Here is a 23,816-nt window from a genome sequence, read left to right on the forward strand (position 1 = left end):
GTGACCTTTCACTATCTCGAGTCCGCAGACGATCCCCGTGTGGCGGACTACACCACGCTCACCGATGTGCATCTGCGAAAGCTGCGCGAGCCCGAGGAAGGCATGTACATCGCGGAATCGTCCCGGGTGCTGCGGCGGGCGCTGGCCGCGGGACACCAGCCACGGTCCTTCTTCCTGGCCGAGAAATGGCTGGAGGATCTGGACGACGTTTTCCAGGCTTTTCCTGACGTTCCGGTCTTCATTGGCAAGGCTTCCCTGCTCGAGGAGATCACGGGGTTCCATCTGCACCGCGGCGCCATGGCGGCGATGCACCGGCCCGCGCCCGTTCCGCTGGAAGAGCTCCTGGCGAACGCGCGGCGCGTGGCCGTGCTCGAGGACATCGTTGACCACACCAATGTGGGAGCCATCTTCAGGTCCGCTGCTGCCCTTGGGGTTGACGCCGTCCTGGTCTCTCCACGCTGTGGAGATCCCCTCTACAGGCGCAGTGTCCGGGTCAGCATGGGCACGGTCTTCCAGGTTCCCTGGGCGCGCCTGGAAAGTTGGCCCGGGGACCTGGAGCGGCTCAAGGAGCAAGGCTTCACCGTGGCGGCAATGGAGTTGACCGAGGACGCGTTGGATCTGGACGATCTTGCGGCAAAGCAGTATCCCAAACTGGCCTTGGTACTCGGTACAGAGGGTCCCGGCATGAGCCAGGACACGTTGGCCGCGGCTGACCTCGCGGTCAAGATCCCCATGCGTGCCGGCGTTGACTCACTCAACGTCGCCGCTGCCTCGGCGGTGGCCTTCTGGGAGCTCCGCCCACGGGACTGATCGCGGTTCGTCTGGCGGCACGCTTTCCGCTATGATTGGTTGTTGGCCCGGCAGCTGGATTATTTATCCTGCAACAACCGGACCACCTCCATTCATACCTGGCAGCTGGCAAAATCCAGTTGCGTGAACAAAAGGTCCCATTATGAAGTCTGATATCCACCCGAAGTACGAAGCTGTTGTTTTCAACGACCTGGCTTCCGGTACGCAGTTCCTGACCAAGTCCACCGTGTCTTCCTCGAAGACCATCGAGTGGGAAGACGGAAACACCTACCCGGTTATCGACGTCGAAATCTCTTCGGAGTCCCACCCGTTCTACACGGGCAAGCAGCGCATCATGGACTCCGCTGGCCGCGTCGAGCGCTTCAACGCCCGCTTCAAGGGCTTCGGCGGCACGAAGTAACCCACTTCACCCCAAGGCTTTCACAGCCCGCATTGCCGGATCCCCGGCAATGCGGGCTTTTGCGTTTTCCGGCAAGATGGAAAGCATGACTTCCAGCGCTGAGCAGCAACCCACCATCAACGACGCCGATAACCGCCTTCACGGCGAATATAAAGTACCCGGCGGCAAACTGGTGGTAGTTGACCTGGACGTCGTGGCAGGGAGGTTCGCCAACGTCTCCCTGAGCGGTGACTTTTTCCTGGAACCGGACGAGGCCCTGCAGGCCATCAATACGGCTCTCACCGGACTTCCGGACAATGCAACGGCAGCAGATATCGCTGCAGCCGTCACCGCGGGGCTGCCCAGGGATGCCGTACTGTTCGGGTTCTCCGCGGAAGCCGTAGCTGTCACCGTCCGCCGCGCGCTGGCCAAAGCCACAAGCTGGGCCGACCACCAGTGGGAAGTCATCCCACCGTCGGTCCTGCCCACCCAGGTGAACGTCGCCCTGGACGAGGTCCTCACAGAGGAGGTAGGTGCCGGACTGCGCAATCCCACGCTGCGCTTCTGGGATTGGGAGGAGCCATCCGTGGTGATCGGCAGCTTCCAGTCGGTGCGGAACGAGGTGGACCCGGACGGAGTAGCCCGCCACGGCATAACGGTGGTGCGGCGCATCAGCGGTGGCGGGGCCATGTTCATGGAGGCCGGCAATTGCATCACCTATTCCCTCTACCTGCCCCAGACCTTGGTGGACGGCATCAGTTTTGCCGACTCCTACGCGTTCCTGGATGCCTGGGTAATGGCAGCCTTGGAGAAACTGGGCATCACTGCTTTCTACGTTCCCCTCAATGACATCGCTACCGAACAAGGCAAGATCGGAGGCGCAGCACAGAAGCGCCTCGCGAACGGTGGCATGCTCCACCACGTCACCATGAGCTACGACATCGATGCCGAAAAGATGGTGGATGTCCTTCGCATCGGCAAGGAAAAGCTCTCGGACAAGGGGACACGCAGCGCCAAGAAGCGTGTTGATCCGCTTCGACGCCAAACGGGGCTGGCCCGCGCGGCCATCCTCGGGGCCATGCAGGAGGTCTTCGTGGAACGTTATGGCGCTGAGGAGTCCCGCCTCACCGAGGCCGAGCTCGGTGAGGCGAGGAAACGCGTAGAGACGAAGTTCGGCACCGACGAATGGTTGAACCGGGTTCCGTAGCCTGCCGGCGGGAACTACACCCCTGCAGCTTGTGCCGTGAGCGCCCGCACCAAGTGGCTTCGCTGCTCTATGACGATTCGGCGCAGTGCTCGGGGAGCGCCGGTGTGCGTCGTCAGCCAATCATCTGTCCGCACCAGGACCGCGTGCTCCGAAGGCTGCATGCCTTCGGCCAGGTCCTGGGCGCCCGGGAACAAGCCGCGCACAATCCTTCCGGCAATCTCGATGCTGCGTTCCGCCCATACCTGCTCCATGCAGTCGAAGTAGCGTTCCACATACGGTTCCAGCAGGAACCCCGGCGCCGTGGCGAAACCGGTGATTGTTGCGCTCAGGATCTCGTTGGACAGCCCAGTGCTGTTAACCGTGGAATCCCAAGCAGCTGACTTGACTGCGGCATCCGGCACGGCGGCCGATGCCAGGGCGTGGCCCTCCCTGCCTGACGCTGTCTTATCGGCCTGCAGTTCGCGGTCCAATTCGGCGCGTGACGCCTGCCCCTGGGCAGAGAGGGCCTGCCAGAAGCTCCACCGCAGTTCTGCGTCGACTGCAAGTCCGTCAATGACGGTGCCGCCTTCCAGGATTCCACGCAGCAAGGGAAGTTCACTGTCCCCATGCCGGGACACGTCCGCCAAGGTCCTGGCCCATGCCAGCTGATGATCGGAGCCGGGGGCCGCTGCTTTCATCCTGGCCGCAACTACTGCGAGGAAGTCTTTGCGTACCCCTTCACGGGCTGCCGCCGGAACGTATCGTTCAATGGCGCCGGAGGCATTGCCGAGCACGTTCAACAGGACCCCGATGCCGGTCTCCGAGGACGCGAACTGCTCCACTGCGGCCACGTAGCGCACGGCAGGCGTCACACCGTCACGGGCAGAATCCCACAATGCGGTCCAACACAGGGCGCGGGCCATGGGATCGGTGATTTTATCGAGCGAGGTCCGGACAGTGTGTTCGGAACCCGGATCCAGTCGGACCTTGGCATAGCTCAGGTCATCGTCGTTCACCAGCAGCAAGGCAGGACGGCGCTTACCGTTCAGTTGGGGCACCAACGTACTGGGCCCCGCCACATCCACCTCATGGCTCTCTGACCGCACGAGCAGGCCCGAAGCGTCAGCGTCGTACAGACCCAGACGCAGCCGATGGGGCCGGAGTTCCTGATGACCCGTGATGGGGTCGATGGCGTCCTGCCGAAGCGTCACGGCGCCAAAGACGCCGCCGTCGTCCACTATTTCTGCCGAGATGGTGGAGATTCCGGACGCCTGAAGCCATTGACGGGCCCAGTCCCCAAGGTCCCTTCCTGAAGCGGTGCTGAGTGCACGGAGGAGATCCTGGAGGGACGTGTTGCCGAACGCATGGTCCCGGAAATACTGACGGGAGCCGGCAATGAAAGCATCAAAGCCGACGTAGGCCACCAGTTGCTTCAGGACCGAGGCACCCTTGGCATAGGTGATCCCATCAAAGTTCTGCTTGGCTGCTTCCAGGTCCGGGATGTCGGCCACAATCGGGTGCGTGGTGGGCAGTTGGTCCTGGACATAGGCCCATGCTTTGCGCTTGTTGGCGAAGTTCACCCAGGCGGTGTCCCAATCGGTGGCACGGTCCACGCCAAGTGTCCCCATGTAGTCGGCGAACGATTCCTTGAGCCAGAGGTCGTCCCACCAGTTCATGGTCACGAGGTCGCCGAACCACATGTGCGCCATCTCATGCATCAAGGTGTTGGCGCGGGCCTGGTACTGGGCATCGGTGGCGCGGGAGGCGTAGACATACTTTTCCGTGAAAGTGACCAGCCCGGGGTTTTCCATGGCTCCGAGGTTGTATTCGGGCACGAAGGCCTGATCATACTTACCCCACGGGTAGGGGTAGTCGAAGAGCTCGTTGAAGAAGGCCAGCCCGCTCTTGGTCAACCGGAACAGTTCGTCGGCATCGAAGGACTCCGCCAACGAGGCCCGGCAGTAAAGTGCCAGCGGCACGTCAAGGCGGGTGTCGCCGTCGAAGATTGTTCCCCAGTGATCTGTTGCCTTGAAGTAGGGCCCCGCGAGCATGGTGGTGATGTACGTGGACATGCGTTGGGTTGTGGCGAAATCCCAGCGCGCGGAGCGGGTGTCACCAGCCTCCGGTGTCCGCAGTTCCTCAACTCCGTTGGACGCAACTTCCCAGCCGGCCGGAGCGATCACGTGAAAGGTAAACCTGGCTTTGAGGTCCGGCTGTTCGAAGTTGGCGAAGACGCGGCGGCTGTCCGCGGGTTCGTACTGGGTGTAGAGGTAGCACTGGCCGTCGGCGGGATCAACAAAGCGGTGCATGCCCTCGCCGGAGCGGCTGTAGAGGCCTGTGCCGGTCACGGTGACCGTGTTGTCGGCCGCCAGTCCATCCAGGATGATCCTGTCGCGATCCACTACCGATCCGACCTCCAACGCCTGGCCGTTCAGCACCACCGACTGCACGCCACCATGGATGAAATCCAGGAAGGTGGCAGAGCCCGGCTCGGCTGAAAAAGTGATGGTGCTGGTACTCGGGTAACCGGAAACGGCGGGATCTTCCGCGTCGCGGACATCGAGGGTGACGTCGTAGCTGTGGGTGGTGATCAGGGCTGAACGGGTAGCGGCTTCATCGCGCGATAGATTGTGATTCGACACACAGCTATCTAATCATGATCAAGGCGGCGCCCAGGCCCAGCGATGCGATGAGCAGCCAGGAGCCCAAGGCCACCAGGACAGCACGCCCTCCCGTGTGGATCAGGGTCCGTATGCGTACGGCTGAGCCCAGCCCGAACAGCGCCGTGGCCAGCAGAATGTCCTGAACCGCTGCCGCGACCTCCAAGGCCACCGGCGGTGCCCATCCCAGGGACCGAACGGCCACCAGTGCGAGGAAGCCCATCACGAACATAGGGACAATCGGCGGGAACCTTCTTTCCGTTCCGGCCGCGCCATTGGCGCGTTCCCGGACATCGAGGACCCGCTGATGAAGGCCCGCCGTGGCTGCTATCGGTGCCAACAGGACAACCCTCGTCAATTTCACGACGACGGCGATCGCAAGCGCCGAGGTCCCGGCGGTTTGGGCGGTGGCCACCACCTGGCCAACATCATGGACGGAGGCGCCTGTCCATGCACCGAACTGCGCCGGACTGAGGCTCAAGGGGTGCATGAGCAGGGGAAGCACCCCAATGGCCAAGGTGCCACAGAGGGTTACCAGCGCCACTGGCAGGACCGTGTCCTGGTGCTTGATCCTCCGGACTGCGGCCATGGCCCCGATCGCCGAAGCGCCGCAGATGGAAAAGCCCGTGGCGATCAACAAGGCCGCTTCGCCGGGGAGACGCAGCAAGCGGGCCAGGCCATACGTCCCCGCGAAGCTCACCAGTACCACCCCGGCGATCAGCAACAGTGCCACCCACCCGAGTCCGAGGACATCACCCATGCTCACTTTGAGTCCCAGCAGGACAATGCCCGCACGCATGAGGTGCTTCCCGGCGAAGTCGAGCCCCGGGCGGGCGCGCCCCGCCGTCAGGACAGCCGTGCCCGGTATATTTGCTGAGAGCAAGCCCAACGCAACAGCGAGCGTCATGGCAGGAACCGCCGGAAACACGGCGTGGATTGCGAAGGCAAGGCCCGTAGCGGCGATGCTCAGGACCAACCCGGGCCCCAGCCGGGACAGCTGGGGCACAAGACTGTTGAAGGGCATGCCTCAACCCTGCCGGATGGGGGCACGGAAAGGCGAACCGGGGGCATCCGGAAACCGCGACACAATCAGTGCGTAATGCGCTCGACTCAAAAAGGTGATTGTCTAATTCCCATGTCTGACCTATTCCAGGATTACTCCGAGGCCGCTGCGCGCAGCGGCGCCTATGACGAGATGTTTGCCCCCGGCCACGTTGCCAGAAAATCCTACGGTCAGGTTTCCGGCGCCTTGCGGGAGCTGTCCCTGGCCGACGTGACAGCCCGGGCCGACTCCATGGCGCGCACGTTCCTGGACCGCGGTGTCACCTTCGACTACGCAGGGGAGGAGCGCCCATTCCCGCTGGACATCGTTCCCCGCGTTATCCCTGCTGACGAATGGAATGTGCTGGAACGCGGGGTAGCCCAGCGGGTCAAAGCACTGGAGGCTTTCCTCAACGACGTCTACGGACGCATGGCGGTAGTCACCGATGGCGTGATCCCCCGGCAGCTCGTCACCACCAGCGCCCACTTCCACCGGGCAGTCCATGGATTCGAACCATCCGGCGGTGTGCGCGTCCATGTGTCGGGCATCGACGTCGTCCGTGATGCTGCCGGGACCTTCAGGGTGCTTGAGGACAACGTCCGCGTTCCCTCCGGCGTCAGTTATGTTCTGGAGAATCGCCGGGCCATGGCCAAGGGCCTTCCGGAGGCTTTCGGCCAGCAACACATCCGTCCCGTGGAGGAGTATCCCCGACGACTTCTCTCCGCACTCCGTAAGACAGCGCCGGCGGGCGTGGACGATCCCACGGTGGTTGTCCTGACACCGGGCGTGTTCAACAGCGCCTACTTCGAGCACACGCTCCTGGCCGGCCTTATGGGTGTGGAACTGGTGGAAGGCCGAGACCTCATCTGCCGCGGCAACCGCGTCTACATGCGGACCACTGCGGGCGAACAGCGTGTGGACGTCATCTACAAGCGCATCGATGACGACTTCCTTGATCCACTCCAGTTCCGTTCCGATTCCATGCTGGGTTGCCCGGGCCTGGTCAATGCCGCACGTGCCGGGGGAGTGACCATAGCCAACGCTGTGGGCAACGGCGTAGCTGATGACAAGCTCGTGTACAGTTACGTGCCTGACCTGATCCGGTACTACCTTCACGAAGAGCCGATCATCGCCAACGTCGACACTTTCCGGCTTGAGGAAAAGGAAGCCAGGGAGCATGTGCTGGACCGCCTTGAAGAACTGGTGGTGAAGCCCGTGGACGGCTCAGGCGGCAAGGGACTTGTCATTGGGCCTGATGCCACGAAGGACGAGCTCGATGCCCTGCGCAAGCGGGTTATTGCCGATCCCCGCGGATGGATCGCGCAGCCCGTCCTCCAGTTGTCAACCGTGCCGACGCTCTCCGGGGACAAATTTGGACCCCGCCACGTGGACCTCCGGCCGTTCGCAGTCAACGACGGCGACGACGTCTGGGTCCTGCCCGGCGGACTCACCAGAGTTGCACTCAAGGAAGGTTCCTTGATAGTGAACTCCAGCCAGGGCGGCGGTTCCAAGGACACCTGGGTGCTGGCCGACTCGCCGAAGCTCCCCGCTGAGGTCATCCCGCGCCAGTCCGTCACCGTCCGTGAACAGGTATCCGTGTGGCCCGTGGAAAGCAACTGGCGTGACCGCCAAACGGAGCAGCAACAGTGACCCCGCTCCATACCCACTTGAACTTCGACCTGCACCACTCGAAGGAGGCAGTTCCATGCTGAGCCGTATTGCTGAGTCTCTCTTTTGGATCGGACGCTACGTAGAACGCGCCGATGGCACGTCCAGGATCCTGGATGTGCACCTCGAACGACTGAACCACCTGCCCCTCGAAGAGCAGCGGAGCGTAGCCAGGGAACTCCTTGCCGTGATGGGCGCCAAGCCCCAGAGCGAGGATTTCGGCCTCCCTGAACTCCTGCATGCCCTGGCGTATGACAAACAGAGCGCGTCCTCCATTGCCGGCTCCCTGGGGGCTGCGCGTGAGAATGCACGGCGTGCCCGGGAAACTGTCTCGCAGTCCCTATGGGAAAGCCTGAACACCACGTATTACGGCCTCAACCAGCATCGCAAGGACGTGGTGGGAACCTACCGTTTCTGCAACTGGGTGCTGGAGCGGACAGCAATGGTCCGCGGCCTTGCGGACACCACCGTCAGCCATGACGAGAGCTGGTTGTTCATGGTACTGGGCCGTTCCCTGGAGCGGGCGGACATGACTGCCCGCATGCTCTCTACGCGCGATGTCCAGTCTGCAGGAATGTCGTGGGTCAACATGCTCCGGTGCGCAGGCGCCTATGAGTCCTTTATCCGTACACGCAGGGCGGCTTTCGGAGACCAGCATGCCGCGGAATTCCTGCTGCTGGACCGCTTGTTCCCGCGGTCCATCGTCTACGCCCTGCGTGATGCCGATGAATGCCTCGCGAAACTGGACCCATCAGCCCAGCGTGTGGGCTTCATCAACGATGCCCGGCGCATTGTTGGCCAGGCCCGCACGTTCCTCGAGTTCCACCGCACAGACGACCTCATGTCCGAGCTGCCCGAGCACATGGAACGCGTGCAGAAGGCCGTGACGCAGGCGTCCGATGCGATTTCCCGTAAGTACTTCAATCAGGCTGATGAGCACGCCTGGGTGGGAGAAGTTTCATGACCCGGCTGAGCATCGTCCACAAGACGGCTTACAAGTACAACCGCCGCGTGACGTTGTCATATAACGAGGCCCGGATGACACCCCTGACCGACGGCCAGCAGGTGGTCCTGGAGTCCTCGCTGAAGGTCTCACCAAACCAGGCGTCCGTCAGCACCTACCGTGACTATTGGGGTACCAGGGTCACGGCATTCGATATGCAAATGCCGCATGAGAGCCTTGAGGTCCTTGCCACGGCCACCGTGGAAGTGCACCGGACCGAACGCGTGGCAGTCGAGGACGACATCGTCGGATGGGACGTCATTGCGTCGGACAAGGTCCAGGACGAGTTCAGCGACTGGTTGCCCCAGTCCAGGCTCAGTGGACCGGGCGAGGAAGTCCTGGGCATTGTTCCCGGTGTTGTGGAGGGGAAGAATCCCCACGAGGCAGCCTTGGCAGTGTTCGCCTGGATGGCCGGTGAGATGACCTATATGAAGGGCACCACCGGGGTGACGACCAATGCCGAACAGGCCTGGTCCCAGCGCCAGGGCGTGTGCCAGGACCTGGCCCATTTGGCCATTGGGGCATTGCGCTGCAGCGGCATCCCCGCCCGCTATGTTTCGGGGTACATACACCCGAGGTCCTCGGCCGACATTGGCGAAACCGTTGCGGGCCAGTCGCACGCGTGGCTGGAATGGTGGGATGGGGAATGGCGCAGCTGGGACCCCACCAACCACAAGCCGGCAGGTGATTACCACGTCACGGTGGCGCGGGGCCGTGACTACCGCGATGTTCCCCCGCTGAAGGGCATCCTGTCCGGCGGCGGCGGTTCGGGACTCTCGGTTTCCGTGGAGATCACGCGCCTCGCGTAGGAGTTGGCTCGCACAGGAATTTGAGTACAGATAAGGCCCCTAAGAACCGCTCTTAGGGGCCTTATCTGTACAAAAACTTCAGATTTTTACCAGGGCGAGGGCTTGTAGTCCTTCAGGAAGACTCCGTATTGGTCCTCGCCCTTTTCGCCCATCACGATGGGGTCGTAGACTCTCGCGGCGCCATCCACCAGATCCAATGGCGCATGGAAACCTTCTTCCATGAGCCTGACCTTCGTGTAGTGCGGGCGTTCGTCGGTAATCCATCCCGTGTCCACTGCAGTCATGAGGATGCCATCGGAGTCCAGCATTTCCTGGGCGCTGGTCCGGGTCATCATGTTCAACGCGGCCTTGGCCATGTTGGTGTGGGGGTGTCCGGGGCCCTTGTACGCACGGGAGAACTGCCCCTCCATGGCCGAGACGTTGACGATGTACTTCCGATGCGCCGTGGATCGCTTCATGGCATCCCGAAGGCGGCTCACCAGCAGGAAGGGAGCAGTGACGTTGCACAGTTGGACCTCGAGCATCTCCAAGGGATCCACCTCGTCCACCACTTGAGTCCAGCTGTTGATCGACGCGAGGTCAGGAACCAAGCCGCCGGCATCGATCGCCGTTCCCGACTCGATCCGTTCCAGTGACGCCGATCCGGTGGAGAGTGCCAGGGAGGTGATCGCATCCCCCGCCAGGACGGGGTGCTCGGTGACGCTGCTGGCCAGGGCCAAAGGGTGTTTGTCATGGGCATGGCCGAACGTGACCAACTCGGGGCCACCGTTGGCAGCGTCAAGGGCCGCGGGCAATGGCTCGTCCTCTGCGTCGACCAAGGGCTTGTAGGCATTGCCGGAGCGCCGGACGGTCTGGGCCGCGTTGTTGATGATGATGTCCAGCGGGCCGGCCTTGTTGAGGGAGTCCGTGAGAGCCATCACCTGTGCCGGGTCACGGAGGTCGATGCCGACGATCCTCAGCCGGTGCAGCCACTCGCCGCTGTCTTCCATGGCAGCAAAACGACGGGCCGCGTCTTTGGGGAAGCGGGTGGTGATGGTGGTGTGGGCGCCATCCCTGAGTAGGCGCAGTGCGATGTACATGCCGATCTTGGCGCGTCCGCCGGTCAACAAGGCCCTGCGTCCTGTGAGATCTGTGCGTGCATCACGCTTGCTGTGGCTGAAGGCCGCGCATTCAGGGCAGAGCTGGTGGTAAAAGGCATCAACCTGCGTGTAGTGCTTTTTGCAGATGTAGCACGGACGCGAGCGGATGAGGTGACCGGCGACCTCGCCGGTGGCGGAGGGTGCCAGCTTGTTGCCGCGGGTTTCGTCGTCAATGCGGTCCGGAGCGGCGGTGGCCGTCAGGGCGATGACGGCCCGGTCTGCCTCGGCGATGGAATCGCGCTTTGTGACCCGGCGGTGTCGCTTGACAGCTTTGAACATCTTGCCGGTGGCACGGCGGACTGCAACGTAGTCCGGGTGCTCCTCGTCGTAGACGTGGATCGTGGTCAGAACCTTGAGGCAGGCCTGGATCTCTTCAGGCGTCAGATCGGTGGAGCTCATTGACCTGATTTTACAGCCTTGGGAGCCAGTGGCCTGCCTCGGGTTCTGTCGGCGTCAGCCGGGCGCCCAACGCTTAGTGCGAGGCCCCCTGCGCTGCGGCGTCCGCGACGCGTGACTGGATTCCTGCTGCTACCTTTTCGGCCGAGTCGCGGATGTCCGGATCATCGTGGGTGGCCGCCTTGACAGCCTCGGGCAGTCCACGGCGGTGTTGCGCGGACAGCGCGAGCTCCGCTTCGCCGGGCTCGGGCACGAGCTGGCCCTTTGCCAGTACCGTGATCCCTGACTCCGTCACCTTGTACCCCCGTGCCTTGTCCAGGGCGGGGTCCAGGCCGATGGCCGCTCCTGCAGGAACCTTCACGTTCTTGTCCAGGATGGCCCGCTTAATCACAGCGCCTTCGCCTACCCGGACCTTGTCCATGAGGACGGAGTCCTGGACACGGCTGCCGGCGGCCACATAGGCGTCGTTGGAGATCACGGAACCTTCGACGATGCCACCCGAAACCACCACGCCGCTGGCAACAATGGAATCGAGGGCCGTACCCACGGTGTTGTTCTCGCCACGGACAAACTTGGCAGGGGGCGAGATGCTCTGGCGCGTGTAGATCGGCCACTCGGAGTTATAGAGGTTGAAGATCGGCACGGGGGAGATGAGGTCCATGTGGGCGTCATAGAACGAGTCGATGGTACCGACATCGCGCCAGTAAGTCCGGTCCCTGTCGGTGGCACCGGGGATGTCATTGAGCGTGAAGTCATACACGCCTGCTTCGCCCTGGTCCACGAAGTAGGGGATGATGTCCCCGCCCATGTCGTGCTTGGTATCAAGTCTTTCAGCGTCAACATGCAGGGCTTCCACCAGGGCGTCTGCGTTGAAGACGTAGTTGCCCATGGATGCCAAGAACTGTGTGGGATCTGCTGCCAGCCCGGGGGTGCTGGCCGGCTTTTCGACGAACGCGGCGATTTTCTGGGGATCGTTCTGGTCTACCTCGATCACGCCGAATTGGTTGGCCATGTTCAGGGGCTGCCGCACTGCAGCAACAGTCGCTTTCGCGCCACTGGCAATGTGCTGCTCCACCATTTGGGAGAAGTCCATGCGGTACACGTGGTCGGCGCCGACCACAACCACGATGTCCGGGGCGTCGTCATGGATGAGGTTCAGCGATTGGTAGATGGCGTTGGCACTGCCAAGGAACCAACTCTTACCCACGCGTTGCTGCGCGGGAACAGAAGCTACATACCGGCCCAGTTGCGTTGACATACGCCAGGTTTCCGAGATGTGCCGGTCGAGGCTGTGCGATTTGTACTGCGTCAGTACAACGATTTTCAAATATCCCGAATTGACGAGATTGGATAGTGCAAAGTCAATTAACCTGTAGCCGCCTGCGAACGGAACCGCGGGCTTGGCCCGGTCCGCCGTCAGCGGCATGAGTCGATTGCCTTCTCCGCCTGCCAATACGATTGCCAGAACTTTCTTCAACGCCATGGTCACAGCTCCCCGTACGTCTTCGTATCCCCCAAAAGTCCGATTTTCCGGACTCTTTCACACTAGAACACATACGCCGGAACGACTACGTTGGTTAGCGTGCGAATAGACATTGTGACTAAAGAATTCCCTCCGGAAATTTATGGCGGTGCCGGTGTCCACGTTGCCGAGCTCAGCCGGGTGCTGGCAAAGCACGTCGACCTTCACGTCCGGGCCTTCGGCGCGCCGCGTGATGCCGACTATCACGGGGCTTCGGTGGCGTCCTACGCCACGCCCGACGACCTCGGCGATGCCAACGCCGCCCTCCAAACCCTGGGCGTGGACCTGAGGATCGTTCCGGACATTGCGGGAGCGGACCTGGTCCACTCGCACACGTGGTACGCCAACATGGCGGGCCACCTCGCCTCGCTGCTGCACGGAATTCCCCATGTGCTCAGCGCCCACAGCCTTGAGCCCCTGCGCCCGTGGAAGGCTGAGCAGCTGGGGGGCGGCTACGCACTGTCCTCCTGGGTGGAGAAAACAGCCTATGAGGCAGCAGCTGCGATCATCGCCGTCTCCGACGGCATGCGCCAGGACATCCTCCGCAGCTACCCCGACGTCGATCCCGACAAAGTCCGAGTCGTCCACAACGGCATCGATGTTTCCCTCTGGGAACGCGATGAAGAGGATGACGCAATTCGTGCGCTGGGCATCGATCCCGCCAAGCCCAGCGTGGTTTTCGTTGGACGCAACACCCGCCAGAAGGGGGTGCCGTACCTGCTTCGGGCGGCGTCAAGCCTGCCTGACGACGTCCAGTTGGTCCTGTGCCTGGGAGCCGCCGATACTCCCGAGCTTGCCGCCGAAACTGCACGGCTCATCGAGGAACTGCAGACCAAGCGCCAAGGGGTCGTCCTTATCGAGCGGATGCTGCCCCGAAAGGAACTCATCCAGGTGCTCAGCCATGCCACGGCATTCGCCTGCCCTTCGATCTACGAGCCGCTGGGCATCGTGAACCTCGAAGCCATGGCATGCGGTGCGGCGGTAGTGGCCAGTGCCACCGGCGGGATTCCGGAGGTGGTCCAGCACGGCGAAACCGGACTCCTGGTGCAGCTGGAGCAAGTCACCGACGGAACCGGGACGCCCCTGGACCCGGAGAAATTCGTCAGCGACTTCGCGGCAGCCTTGAACGAGGTAGTGGCAGATCCTGCACGTGCCCGCGAAATGGGTATAGCGGGGCGCCGCCGCGCGGAAGAGCACTTCTCCTGGGAATCCATTACGGAAACAACGCTTGAGGTCTACCGGTCGGTCCTGCGCTAAACCGGCAGCGCTCCAACAGCAGAAAATGAAAGCACGACGGCGCCGCCCCCTTTGGTGGGGACGGCGCCGTCGTGCTTTTCAACAGTTCCGCGAATGTTAACCTCGCGGCTGGTTGGCTCTGCTAGCGGGTTTTGGACGCTTTCAGGGCAAGAAGGGTTTTCTCGTCTGCGGGTGCACTGCCGCTGGCCCGCTGCTCACGGAAGTGCTTCCGTGCCTCGTCCTGACGGGTGGATTCTGCGCCGGTCGCGATCGAGGCCCGCAGGTGCTCAGGACCGTAGCCGAAAGCATCAACGAGGTCCACAGCGTGCGGGCGGATCTTGACGAGCAACCTGTTGATATACGTGCCCACCGTTCGGCCACGCTGCATCGAGAGCCTGCCGTTCATCAAGTACCAGGAAAGGTGCTTCTCAATCAGGGACAAACCGAACAGGTCGCGCAGCCAGGTCAGCACGCGCTTGGTTCCCTCATCCGTGACATGGGTCAGGGCCTCGGTGAAAGCTTCCCACTGGAGCAGTTCAGCGTGTGCCTGGGCCGCTTCTATGAGTTCGTGTTGGTGCTGGTTGAACAGGGCCGCGGCCTGGTGCTGGGGGAGTTTGTTGGCTCCCTTCAGTGCAGAACCGACCTCGGCGACCATGGACTGCACGCGGTCAGCCAGGAGGGTGCGCTGGCCTTCCTCGTCCCGCAAAGCCAAAGCCGCCTTCTGAACCGATCCGGTGTCGGCCACAAACTGGGCCACCTGGCGAAGGCCCGTCCGGTGGAGGGCCACACCGGCAGCCTGGTCCACCACATAGCGTGCAAGGACACCAAAATCAGCGCTGCGGAATTCCTTGGCGTAGTCGGCAAGGAGCCGCTTGGCCACCAACTGCAGCAGCACGGTGTTGTCGCCTTCGAAGGTGACATACACATCAAGGTCCGCACGGAGGGAGGCAAAGCGGTTTTCGATCAGGAATCCGGCGCCACCACAGGCTTCGCGGCATTCCTGGAGCGTGTCCAGGGCATGCCAGGTGCTCAGCGGCTTGAGGGCGGCTGCCAGCGTCTCCAGGTCCTGGCGGTCGGCGTCGGTGTCGTGCGCGCCGGAGAAGACGTCGTCGAATTTCTGCAGGAGTTGCTCGTGCGCGAAGCTGGCCGCGTAGGTAGTGGCGAGCCGGGTGGACAGTCGGCGCTGGTGACGCTGGTAATCCAGGAGGACTTCCTCATCGGTTGCCGAGGATGCGTTGAACTGACGGCGTTCGGTGGCGTACTGGATGGCCGTCTTCAAGGCCACCTTGCTGGCGGCAACCGCTGCTCCGTCCAGGGAAACACGCCCTTGGACGAGGGTGCCGAGCATGGTGAAGAAACGGCGCCCGGGGCTGCCGATGCTGGAGGAGTAGGTGCCGTCAACAGCCACATCCCCGTAGCGGTTCAGCAGGTTGGTGCGGGGGATCCGTACATCCGTGAAGTGCAACCGGCCGTTGTCGATGCCGTTGAGTCCGCCCTTGATGCCGTCGTCTTCGCCACCGATGCCGGGGAGGAATTCCTTGGTAGCGGGATCGCGCAGTTCCACATAGAAAGCGTGGACTCCGTGGTTGACGTTCTTGGTGATCAACTGGGCAAACACCACAGCGGCCAGGCCGTCGTTGGCTGCATTGCCGATGTAGTCCTTCCACGCCGCACGGAAAGGTGTGTTGATGACGAATTCCTGGCTGGCTTCGTCGTATGTCGCCGTGGTGGCGATGCTGGCAACGTCAGAGCCATGGCCGGTCTCGGTCATCGCGAAGCAGCCGGGAATCTCCAGGCTCATGATGCCGGGGAGCCACTTGTCCTGATGGTCCACCGTGCCGAGGTGCATCACGGCAGAGCCGAACAGGCCCCACTGGACGCCTGCCTTGATCTGAAGGGACGGATCGGCGGTAACGATCTCTTCGAAGCCTGCAATGTTGCCTCCGTGATCGTCGGAGCCACCCAACCGGGTGGGAAAGGCACGATGCACGGTGTTGTTGTCCACCAGGAACTTCAATTGCTCGAACACGCGGGCGCGGTGCTCGGTGTGGTGCAGCCCTTCGATCTTTTGTACCACCGGATTGCCGGCCACTTTGCGTGCCTCATGGCGGATATGAGCCCACTTGCCGAGGAGTTGCTCTCCCAGCGCGGCCACGTCCACCACAGGCTCGGCGCCAGTGGCGGCAGCGTCCTTACTGCCCGTGGGGTCTTGGGCGGATGCAGTCCGGTCCACTACTTCAGTCATGTTGCTTCCTTCTTTGGTTCCGACAACTGATGAGTCATTGCTGGTGTCAGGTGGATGTCTTGAGTGCTGGAGCAATGCCGAGGCACAGCCAGTCAGTGATTTGCGCCGCCATGGTTTCCTGGTCCGGCTTGGCTCCGCCTGCCGGGCTGCCGAGCCACATCTCTCCGGCGTTCCTGACGAGTCCGATTGCGGCGGTGGGCCAATACACAAGCACCGCTTCCTTCTCTTCGCCCAGGTACTCCCGCATGGGGGTGGCGATCATTTCAGTGATTTGCTCAAAGAAGTTCCCCAGCGCTCCAGACGCGGCGATGGCGTCCTGCGCTGACGCTTCACCTGGGGTGAGCCGGGTAATGAACGCATAGACGTGGGGGCTTGATTCGGCCATCTGCAGGTAGGCGGAGACCATGGCAAACAACCCTTCGCGGGGGGTCTGGGCCAACTGTGCGGCTTCCTGCATGCGGCGCTGCATCTGCCCCAGCACTACCTCGCCCATGGCTTGCTGAAGTCCGGCTTTGTCACCGAAATAGCGGTAGAAAACGGACTTGGACGTTCCGGCGGCTCCCGCGATGTCCTCCATGGACGCGTCACTGCCTAGCCTGTGAACGGCCTTGCGGGCTTGCCGGATGAGTTCGGCACGCCGCTCCTCGCGGTGGGACTGCCAGCGGGCGGTCCGGCCGTCGACGGCGGTATTCTGCGCGTCCGCTGCAGCACTGGCGAATTCTTCGTGGCGGTTGTTCACGATACCCAGCGTATCAGGTACGCTGGGTATCAGTAACTGGCATTGATCGAAGGAGACCAGCATGGCTGCAGCAGACGTCACCACGGGTGGAACCGGCGAACCGGCTACCACCACCCACGCACCACGCAAAGCGGTCATTGTGGGCGGCAACCGCATCCCGTTTGCCCGCACGGGGGGAGCGTACGTCAAGTCCTCCAACCAGGACATGCTCACCGCGGCACTGGACGGGTTGATCGCCAGGTTCGGGCTGCAGGACGAACGCATTGGCGAGGTAGCTGCCGGAGCCGTGCTCAAGCACTCGAGGGATTTCAACCTCACGCGGGAAGCCGTCCTCGGCTCAGCGCTGTCACCTGAAACCCCTGCATATGATCTTCAGCAGGCTTGCGCAACCGGGCTTGAAACAGTGATCGGGCTGTCCAACAAGATCAAGCTGGGGCAGATCGATTCAGCCATTGCCGGCGGAGTGGATTCGGCGTCCGATGCCCCCATCGCCGTAAGCGAGGGACTGCGCGAGATCCTGCTGGACCTGAACCGCGCCAAAACCCCTGTACAAAAGCTCAAGATCATCGGACGCATCCGCCCCAAGGACCTGGCCCCGGACGCACCGAATACGGGTGAGCCTCGCACCGGCCTGTCCATGGGGGAGCACCAGGCACTCACCACGGCGCAGTGGAAGATCACCCGCGAGGCCCAGGATGAACTTGCCTTCAACAGCCACCGCAATCTCGCTGCAGCTTACGAGCGTGGCTTCTTTGATGACCTCATTACCCCGTACCGCGGCCTCAACCGCGACTCCAACCTGCGCGCAGATACCACTTTGGAGAAACTCGGATCGCTGAAGCCGGTCTTCGGCAAGAACCTCGGCGCGGAAGCGACCATGACAGCGGGCAACTCCACACCACTCACTGACGGCGCGTCCACCGTCCTGCTCGCAACCAATGAGTGGGCCGACGCCCACGGCCTGCCCAAGCTCGCAACGGTCCTGGACGGAGAAGCCGCCGCGGTAGACTTCGTGCACGGCAAGGACGGCCTCCTCATGGCGCCCGTGTTCGCCGTTCCGCGACTCCTGGCCCGTCACGGCTTGACGTTCGAGGACATCGATTTCTTCGAAATCCACGAGGCATTCGCCGGCACGGTCCTGAGCACGCTCTCCGCCTGGGAGGATGAGGACTTTGGCCGCACCAGGCTTGGACTCGATGGCGCACTCGGAAAGGTGGACCGGGCCAAGCTCAACGTCAACGGCTCGTCCTTGGCTGCCGGGCACCCATTCGCCGCTACAGGTGGCAGGATTGTGGCCTCCCTTGCGAAAATGCTGCATGAGAAGGGCGCAGTTGACGGGCGTCCGGCCCGTGGCCTGATCTCCGTTTGCGCCGCAGGCGGCCAGGGCGTCGTCGCCCTTCTGGAAGCAGCATAGGGGAGCTCCATGACGGACAAATACACACAACTGGTGAGCCGCGGACTGGGCAGGGACGTTGCCAAACGGCTCGGATTGCCGCAACCGGTGGAACTTCGCCGCTACCAACCCGGCAGCCCGCTGGTCACCGGCCCAGTCCTGGTCAACGGAGACAGCCCAGGTGCGGATGATATTGCCACCACACTCCTCGGATGGGGTCTTGATGTCCGGCGGAACGCGTTGCCCAAGGAAAAGCTGGGGGCCATCATTATGGTCCTCGATGCCGTCCAGCATCCCGCAGACCTTGCCAAGCCGGTACTGACCGCAGGCACTTCGCTCCGTGATCTGGGCACCAACGCAAGGGTGGTCACCATCTCCCGGACGTCCCAATCAGCCCAAACCCCTGCCGCGGCTGCTGCGCGCCAAGGCATTGACGGGCTGGTCCGGTCCTTGGCCAAGGAACTCCGCACTGGCTCCACCGCCAATGGCATACTGCTCGACGACGACCTCGCCACCACCAGCCCGTCGGCATTGGGCGCACTGAGGTTCTTCCTCTCCGGGCGTTCTGCCTATGTGGACGGACAGTTCCTGACGGTCAGCTCGGCGTCAGGGGCTTTGCCCAGCGACCCGGACAAGCCGTTGGCCGGCAAGGTCGCAGTCGTCACCGGGGCGGCCCGGGGTATTGGAGCTGCCATCGCCCGGACTCTGCACCGCGACGGCGCCACAGTGGTTGCCGTGGACATTCCGGCGGCCGGGGACCACCTGGCTGCAGTGGCCAACGAGGTACGGGGCACCGCCCTTCAGCTCGATATCAGTCGTGATGACGCCGGGCACCGGATCATCGAACACGCAGTGGAACGCCACGGCCGGCTCGACATCGTGGTCCACAACGCGGGAATCACCCGTGACAGGCTGCTCGCGAACATGGACGAAAGCCGTTGGCAGTCAGTGATCGCCGTCAATATCGCAGCCCAGCTGAGCATCAACGAGGTCCTTCTCGCGTCCGAACACTTCAAGGTCGCACCGCGCATCGTGTCGGTGGCTTCCACCAGCGGCATCGCCGGCAACAGGGGCCAGACCAATTACGGCGCCTCCAAGGGTGGGGTGATCGGGATGGTGCGGTCTACAGCCCCGCTGATGGAACCTTTTGACGGAACCATCAACGCGGTGGCCCCCGGATTCATTGAAACCGAAATGACGGCCAGGATGCCCTTCGCCATCCGCGAGGCTGCCCGCAGGCTCAACTCGCTCAAGCAGGGTGGTCAGCCCCGGGACGTCGCCGAGACCATTGCCTTTTTGGCCAGTGATGCCGCTGGCGGAATTTCTGGTCAGGTACTGCGGGTCTGTGGTCAGCAATTGGTGGGAGCATGACCAATCCCCAGCCAGTGATCCTGGGCGAGCTGCCCTCACTGTCCAAGCTCTACGTCAACGCGGCAACAAGCGCCGCCCGCCGTCGGGTGTTGGGCGCGTCCACGAGCCAGCACACCGTGCCCTCGGTCAGCCACGAAGTGCGTAACGTCAAGGCAGACGTGGGAAACCTGACCGCTTACCAACATCTGGTAGGGGAGACCGCCAGCGACACCCTGCCGGCCGGATATGTCCATGCCCTGGCCTTTCCGGTCTCGTTGAGCGTCATGAACCGGGATGATTTCCCGCTGCCGCTCCTGGGCATGATCCACCTGAAGAACCATGTGGAACAACGGGTTCCCATAGCCTTCTCCGAGGCCCTGGACATCCGGTCATGGGCTGAGAACCTTGCTGGCCACAAAGCCGGAACGCAGGTGGATGTTGTGGCGGAGGTCCGCTCGGCGTCCAGCGGCGCCCTGCTCTGGCGTGGCGTCTCCACCTGCTTGGCCAAGGGCGTCTTCCTGCCGGGCATCGACAAACCCGGAAGCGCGAACGGAGCATCAGCACCCAGCGACTTTTCTCCTCCCAACCCCACCGCGCTGTGGCAACTCGGTTTGGACACAGGCCGAAGCTACGCAACGGTCTCCGGCGACTTCAACCCGATCCACCTCAGCGTCCTTTCTGCCAAGGCACTGGGCTTACGAGGGTCAATTGCCCACGGAATGTACCTTGCTTCCCGTGCGCTGGCTGACGTGGGGGCCGTCAAATCCGATTCGTATACCTGGGACGTTGCCTTTGAGGCCCCGGTGTTCCTCCCGGCACGGGTCGCCGTGGATATTTCCACGGTTCAGTCTGGTTCAGGCAGTTGGGAACGTTCGGATTATGTAGCGTGGAATGCCCGCAGCGGCCGGCGGCACTTCACCGGCACTGTGGCGGCGTTGGGCTGAGCAAGCTCCCGTCGATAACGGAACGACGGCGGTCACCGAAAGGTGACCGCCGTCGTCGTCGTTAATCCTTGACTGCTGCCCTGAAACTGCCCTGGAAACGCGGGCGGGACATAAGGCACGACGCCGGCACAACCCGGGCCACAGACAAAACAAGGCCCGGAATCCGTGGATTCCAGGCCTTGCGATAGTGCGCGGAGGGGGACTTGAACCCCCACCCCCTTTCGAGGACTAGCACCTCAAGCTAGCGCGTCTGCCATTCCGCCACCCGCGCAGGTGGTGTTCGGTTGAGCCGTTTTGCACCTTCCGGTGCTTCACTTTCCTCCGAAGCAGCGAGAAAAACTCTAACACGGTTTCCGGTGGCGGAAAAATCGGCGCTGGTCAGGACGGCCTCGAGGGACACCCGGAGACTTCCGGCGCCATGCGTTCCTGACGCGGTGCCGGTCCGGTGAGTAGGCTGATGGGATACGGGACGGTGCCGCTGCGGGAGCCGCAGTGCACGTCGCCGGAACCTGCAGCCCAGCCACGCAAGGAGAGTTTCCATGTCTGTCATCCGCCCCGAAGATGAAGTTGTCCGGATCTGCCAGGAGCTGATCCGCATCGACTCCTCCAACTTCGGCGACGACACCGGACCGGGGGAGCGCGCGGCGGCCGAATACACGGCCGGCCTCATTACGGAAGTGGGCCTCGAAGCTGAAATCTTCGAATCCGCCCCCGGCCGCGCCAACGTCGTGACCCGGATGGCGGGCGAAGACCCGTCTGCCGACGCCTTGGTGGTTCATGGACACCTGGATGTTGTTCCTGCCCTGAAAGACCAGTGGAGCGTTGATCCGTTCAGTGGCGAATTGAAGGACGGGCTGGTCTGGGGCCGTGGTGCGGTGGATATGAAGGACATGGACGCCATGATCCTGTCAGTCATGCGCGACTTCGCCAGGACGGGCCGCAAACCCAAGCGCGACATCATTTTCGCGTTCTTTGCCGACGAGGAAGCCGGTGGCACCTACGGCGCCCGCTACGCCATCGAACACCGGCGCGAACTCTTTGATGGCGCCACCGAGGCGATCTCGGAAGTGGGTGGCTTCTCCGCCACCATCGGCGGCCAGCGGACCTATTTGCTCCAAACAGCCGAGAAGGGCCTCTCCTGGCTCCGACTGGTGGCACACGGCCGTGCCGGCCACGGATCCCAGATCAACACCGACAACGCCGTCACCCGCCTGGCCGCTGCCGTCACCAGGATCGGCGAGTACAAGTGGCCGGTGGAGTTGACCCCTACCACCCGCCAGTTCCTGGACGGCGTTACCGAACTGACCGGCGTCGAGTTCGATCCCGACAACCCGGACATCATCCTGAAGGAACTCGGCACAGTAGCCCGCTTTGTGGGTGCGACGCTGCAGAACACCTCCAACCCCACGCTGCTGCGTTCGGGGTACAAGCACAACGTCATCCCGGAGTCGGCAGAGGCATTCGTGGACTGCCGGACGCTTCCTGGCCAGCAGGAACTGGTGTTCGAGACCATCAAGGAACTTGCCGGCGAGGGCATCGACATCAACTATGTCAACAAGGATGTTTCCCTGGAAGTGCCGTTCGCCGGCAATCTGGTGGATTCCATGATCGATGCACTGCACTCCGAGGATCCCGGCGCCAAGGTGCTTCCCTACACGCTCTCCGGCGGCACGGACAACAAGTCCTTGAGCAAGATCGGCATCACCGGGTACGGTTTCGCCCCGTTGATGCTTCCTGATGAGCTGGACTTCACCGGCATGTTCCACGGCGTTGATGAGCGCGTTCCGGCCGAGTCCCTCCAATTCGGCGCACGCGTCCTGAACAGGTTGCTGAGCAACTACTAGACCGCAATCAGCGAGAAAGAGGCCTGGAGATGTCTCCCGAGGAAATCCTCCCCGACGCCCTGCTTGAGCGGCTGCGCGGCCGCGCTGCCGGCTACGACCAAAACAACGCGTTCTTCCATGAAGACCTGGAGGAGCTGGCCGCGGCCGGCTACTTGAAACTTTTCGTACCGGAGTCCGACGGCGGATTCGGGCTCGGTCTCGAAGCGGCAGCTGCCTTGCAGCAAAGGCTCGCCACGGCGGCCCCGGCCACAGCGTTGGCCGTCAACATGCACTTGGTGTGGACCGGCGTCGCGCAGGTCATGGCTGCACGAGGCGATAACTCCCTGGACTTCGTCCTCAAGGAAGCGGGGCAGGGGGAAGTCTTTGCCTTCGGCATTTCCGAAGCCGGCAATGATTCGATGTTGTTCGACTCTGGCACCGTCGCCGAGCCGCTGCCCGATGGAGGTTACAAGTTCACGGGCCGGAAGATCTTCACGAGCCTGTCGCGTGGCTGGACCCGGTTGGGCACTTTCGGTAAAGACTCCGACGCCAGGGCCGGAGAGGGGGAGCTGGTGTTCGGCTTTCTTCGCCGCGACGAGCCCGGACACGAAACGCTCAGCGACTGGGACACCCTGGGCATGCGGGCCAGCGCTTCGAACACCACGCTCCTGCATGGCGCTGTGGTCCCGGCGGAGCGGATCTTCCGCAAGCTCCCGGCAGGACCTAACAATGACCTGCTGATCTTCGCAATTTTCGCGTGCTTTGAAACCCTTCTCGCCGCGGTCTATACGGGGGTGGCCCAGCGTGCTTTCACTCTTGGTGTAGAGAACGTCAAACGCAGGGTATCGGCCAAACACGGTGGACGCAGCTTCGCGCAGGACCCTGATATCCGGTGGAAGGTGGCCGACGCCGCACTGGCCATGGATGGCATCGCACCACAAATATCCAGCATTGCCCGCGACGTGGACAACCTGGTGGACCATGGAGCCCAGTGGTTCCCCCGGCTGGTGGGACTCAAATCCCGGGCTACGGAAAACGCGCGCTACGTGGTGGATCTTGCCATCCGTGTCACAGGAGGCTCCAGCTATTTCAGGGGCTCAGAGATGGAACGCCTCTACCGGGACGTCTTGGCGGGCATTTTCCATCCGTCCAACGACGAATCTGCACACAACACGGTGGCCAACGCCTGGTTGGGGCCGCTGGACGGTTAGGAGCCTAGACGGTCCGCTGGACCGAATACACCTTGCGGCGCAGCCAAAAACGGCGGCCACCGCCGAGGTAGAGCACGCTGCGTTCGAGCTCCCACTTGCCGTACTCGGAATGTTCGGCGAGCCGGCGCCGGGCGTCGGGCAGCGAATCGTCAGGTCCCACCGTCAGGACGAGGTACTCGTACTGACGTGCATAGTCTCGTTGGCGCTCTACGGAGCTACCCGGAAATTGTTCTCTCATCCCTCTCCATTTTCGTCCTTTTC

19 protein-coding genes and 1 tRNA gene are annotated in these 23,816 nt (G+C 62.8%); 12 read left to right on the forward strand and 8 right to left on the reverse strand.

Going from position 1 to position 23,816, the window contains the following annotated elements; all coding sequences use genetic code 11:
* The 3 genes from RQH14_RS11195 to RQH14_RS11205 all read left to right on the forward strand — a co-directional run bounded on the left by RQH14_RS11195 (position 1) and on the right by RQH14_RS11205 (position 2,396).
* Positions 1–810 (forward strand): RNA methyltransferase, encoded by an 810-nt coding sequence (locus RQH14_RS11195; RefSeq protein ID WP_311213324.1) that lies wholly within the window; start codon positions 1–3, stop codon positions 808–810.
* Positions 811–952: 142 nt separating this feature from the next.
* A complete protein-coding gene (locus RQH14_RS11200; RefSeq protein ID WP_089595095.1) occupies positions 953–1,210 on the forward strand; it encodes a type B 50S ribosomal protein L31 in 258 nt (85 codons plus the stop codon).
* 76 nt (positions 1,211–1,286) lie between these two features.
* Positions 1,287–2,396 carry a biotin/lipoate A/B protein ligase family protein gene (locus RQH14_RS11205; RefSeq protein WP_396136292.1) on the forward strand — a complete coding sequence of 370 codons (1,110 nt, stop codon included), beginning with the start codon at positions 1,287–1,289 and terminating at the stop codon, positions 2,394–2,396.
* Positions 2,397–2,410: 14 nt separating this feature from the next.
* Here the strand turns inward: RQH14_RS11205 and pepN are convergent, their stop codons facing one another.
* Together pepN and RQH14_RS11215 are read right to left on the reverse strand one after the other, a co-directional pair.
* A complete protein-coding gene (gene pepN, locus RQH14_RS11210) occupies positions 2,411–5,017 on the reverse strand; it encodes an aminopeptidase N (RefSeq protein WP_311213326.1) in 2,607 nt (868 codons plus the stop codon).
* Between the two features lie 4 nt (positions 5,018–5,021).
* Complete coding sequence (locus RQH14_RS11215; protein WP_311213327.1) at positions 5,022–6,059, reverse strand: putative sulfate exporter family transporter; 1,038 nt, start codon at positions 6,057–6,059, stop codon at positions 5,022–5,024.
* A gap of 111 nt (positions 6,060–6,170) precedes the next feature.
* Here RQH14_RS11215 and RQH14_RS11220 point away from each other — a divergent pair, with 111 nt between their 5' ends.
* From RQH14_RS11220 to RQH14_RS11230, 3 genes are read left to right on the forward strand one after another with little or no spacing between them, the layout of a single operon-like run.
* The gene (locus RQH14_RS11220; protein ID WP_311213328.1) at positions 6,171–7,727 is read left to right on the forward strand and encodes a circularly permuted type 2 ATP-grasp protein; all 1,557 of its coding nucleotides are present in this window, start codon (positions 6,171–6,173) and stop codon (positions 7,725–7,727) included.
* 55 nt (positions 7,728–7,782) lie between these two features.
* Positions 7,783–8,709, forward strand: a complete 927-nt coding sequence (locus tag RQH14_RS11225) for an alpha-E domain-containing protein (protein ID WP_026540668.1) — start codon at positions 7,783–7,785, stop codon at positions 8,707–8,709.
* Positions 8,706–9,557, forward strand: a complete 852-nt coding sequence (locus RQH14_RS11230) for a transglutaminase family protein (protein ID WP_089595100.1) — start codon at positions 8,706–8,708, stop codon at positions 9,555–9,557. The genes RQH14_RS11225 and RQH14_RS11230 overlap by 4 nt, the downstream gene beginning before the upstream one ends.
* Before the next feature lie 86 nt (positions 9,558–9,643).
* Here RQH14_RS11230 and RQH14_RS11235 read toward each other — a convergent pair whose 3' ends face one another.
* Positions 9,644–11,095, reverse strand: coding sequence for an SDR family NAD(P)-dependent oxidoreductase (locus RQH14_RS11235; protein WP_311213329.1), 1,452 nt, complete (start codon positions 11,093–11,095; stop codon positions 9,644–9,646).
* 73 nt (positions 11,096–11,168) lie between these two features.
* Entirely contained in the window at positions 11,169–12,581 is a 1,413-nt protein-coding gene (gene glgC, locus RQH14_RS11240) for a glucose-1-phosphate adenylyltransferase (RefSeq protein WP_311213330.1), read from the reverse strand.
* Positions 12,582–12,674: 93 nt separating this feature from the next.
* Between glgC and glgA the strand changes: the two genes are divergently transcribed.
* Positions 12,675–13,871: a glycogen synthase gene (glgA, locus tag RQH14_RS11245; RefSeq protein ID WP_311213331.1), complete on the forward strand. Its 1,197-nt coding sequence runs from the start codon at positions 12,675–12,677 to the stop codon at positions 13,869–13,871.
* A 121-nt stretch (positions 13,872–13,992) separates the two neighbouring features.
* Here glgA and RQH14_RS11250 read toward each other — a convergent pair whose 3' ends face one another.
* Both RQH14_RS11250 and RQH14_RS11255 read right to left on the reverse strand, forming a co-directional pair.
* Positions 13,993–16,095, reverse strand: a complete 2,103-nt coding sequence (locus RQH14_RS11250) for an acyl-CoA dehydrogenase (RefSeq protein WP_311213332.1) — start codon at positions 16,093–16,095, stop codon at positions 13,993–13,995.
* Between the two features lie 46 nt (positions 16,096–16,141).
* Complete coding sequence (locus RQH14_RS11255) at positions 16,142–16,897, reverse strand: TetR/AcrR family transcriptional regulator (protein WP_311213383.1); 756 nt, start codon at positions 16,895–16,897, stop codon at positions 16,142–16,144.
* Here RQH14_RS11255 and RQH14_RS11260 point away from each other — a divergent pair.
* From RQH14_RS11260 to RQH14_RS11270, 3 genes are read left to right on the forward strand one after another with little or no spacing between them, the layout of a single operon-like run.
* A complete protein-coding gene (locus RQH14_RS11260; RefSeq protein WP_311213333.1) occupies positions 16,896–18,248 on the forward strand; it encodes an acetyl-CoA C-acetyltransferase in 1,353 nt (450 codons plus the stop codon). The two genes, RQH14_RS11255 and RQH14_RS11260, sit on opposite strands and share 2 nt — an antisense overlap.
* A 9-nt stretch (positions 18,249–18,257) precedes the next feature.
* Positions 18,258–19,598: a 3-oxoacyl-ACP reductase gene (locus tag RQH14_RS11265; RefSeq protein ID WP_311213334.1), complete on the forward strand. Its 1,341-nt coding sequence runs from the start codon at positions 18,258–18,260 to the stop codon at positions 19,596–19,598.
* Positions 19,595–20,521, forward strand: coding sequence for a MaoC/PaaZ C-terminal domain-containing protein (locus RQH14_RS11270; RefSeq protein WP_311213335.1), 927 nt, complete (start codon positions 19,595–19,597; stop codon positions 20,519–20,521). Before RQH14_RS11265 ends, RQH14_RS11270 begins: the two co-directional genes overlap by 4 nt.
* A gap of 188 nt (positions 20,522–20,709) precedes the next feature.
* Here the strand turns inward: RQH14_RS11270 and RQH14_RS11275 are convergent.
* A tRNA-Leu gene (locus RQH14_RS11275) sits at positions 20,710–20,792 on the reverse strand.
* 268 nt (positions 20,793–21,060) lie between these two features.
* On the opposite strand from RQH14_RS11275, the gene RQH14_RS11280 reads away from it, so the two are divergent.
* Together RQH14_RS11280 and RQH14_RS11285 are read left to right on the forward strand one after the other, a co-directional pair.
* Positions 21,061–22,365 carry a M20/M25/M40 family metallo-hydrolase gene (locus tag RQH14_RS11280; protein WP_311213336.1) on the forward strand — a complete coding sequence of 435 codons (1,305 nt, stop codon included), beginning with the start codon at positions 21,061–21,063 and terminating at the stop codon, positions 22,363–22,365.
* Positions 22,366–22,394: 29 nt separating this feature from the next.
* Entirely contained in the window at positions 22,395–23,555 is a 1,161-nt protein-coding gene (locus RQH14_RS11285) for an acyl-CoA dehydrogenase family protein (RefSeq protein WP_311213337.1), read from the forward strand.
* Between the two features lie 4 nt (positions 23,556–23,559).
* Here RQH14_RS11285 and RQH14_RS11290 read toward each other — a convergent pair whose 3' ends face one another.
* Positions 23,560–23,793 carry a DUF5703 family protein gene (locus tag RQH14_RS11290; protein ID WP_011774832.1) on the reverse strand — a complete coding sequence of 78 codons (234 nt, stop codon included), beginning with the start codon at positions 23,791–23,793 and terminating at the stop codon, positions 23,560–23,562.
* Between the last annotated feature and the right edge of the window lie 23 nt (positions 23,794–23,816).

Origin of the sequence: Arthrobacter sp. WCS2018Hpa-7 (assembly GCF_031843805.1) — a bacterium.
In the GTDB taxonomy this organism is placed as follows: Bacteria; Actinomycetota; Actinomycetes; order Actinomycetales; family Micrococcaceae; genus Arthrobacter.

Coding starts and splice junctions, on each gene's coding strand:
- RQH14_RS11270 (WP_311213335.1), top strand. CDS start 19,595: ATGACCAATCCCCAGCCAGTGATCCTGGGCGAGCTGCCCTCACTGTCC.
- RQH14_RS11220 (WP_311213328.1), top strand. CDS start 6,171: ATGTCTGACCTATTCCAGGATTACTCCGAGGCCGCTGCGCGCAGCGGC.
- RQH14_RS11265 (WP_311213334.1), top strand. CDS start 18,258: ATGACGGACAAATACACACAACTGGTGAGCCGCGGACTGGGCAGGGAC.
- RQH14_RS11230 (WP_089595100.1), top strand. CDS start 8,706: ATGACCCGGCTGAGCATCGTCCACAAGACGGCTTACAAGTACAACCGC.
- RQH14_RS11225 (WP_026540668.1), top strand. CDS start 7,783: ATGCTGAGCCGTATTGCTGAGTCTCTCTTTTGGATCGGACGCTACGTA.
- RQH14_RS11205 (WP_396136292.1), top strand. CDS start 1,287: ATGGAAAGCATGACTTCCAGCGCTGAGCAGCAACCCACCATCAACGAC.
- RQH14_RS11255 (WP_311213383.1), bottom strand. CDS start 16,897: ATGCTGGTCTCCTTCGATCAATGCCAGTTACTGATACCCAGCGTACCT.
- RQH14_RS11285 (WP_311213337.1), top strand. CDS start 22,395: ATGTCTCCCGAGGAAATCCTCCCCGACGCCCTGCTTGAGCGGCTGCGC.
- RQH14_RS11215 (WP_311213327.1), bottom strand. CDS start 6,059: ATGCCCTTCAACAGTCTTGTGCCCCAGCTGTCCCGGCTGGGGCCCGGG.
- RQH14_RS11250 (WP_311213332.1), bottom strand. CDS start 16,095: ATGACTGAAGTAGTGGACCGGACTGCATCCGCCCAAGACCCCACGGGC.
- RQH14_RS11235 (WP_311213329.1), bottom strand. CDS start 11,095: ATGAGCTCCACCGATCTGACGCCTGAAGAGATCCAGGCCTGCCTCAAG.
- RQH14_RS11280 (WP_311213336.1), top strand. CDS start 21,061: ATGTCTGTCATCCGCCCCGAAGATGAAGTTGTCCGGATCTGCCAGGAG.
- RQH14_RS11260 (WP_311213333.1), top strand. CDS start 16,896: ATGGCTGCAGCAGACGTCACCACGGGTGGAACCGGCGAACCGGCTACC.
- RQH14_RS11200 (WP_089595095.1), top strand. CDS start 953: ATGAAGTCTGATATCCACCCGAAGTACGAAGCTGTTGTTTTCAACGAC.
- RQH14_RS11290 (WP_011774832.1), bottom strand. CDS start 23,793: ATGAGAGAACAATTTCCGGGTAGCTCCGTAGAGCGCCAACGAGACTAT.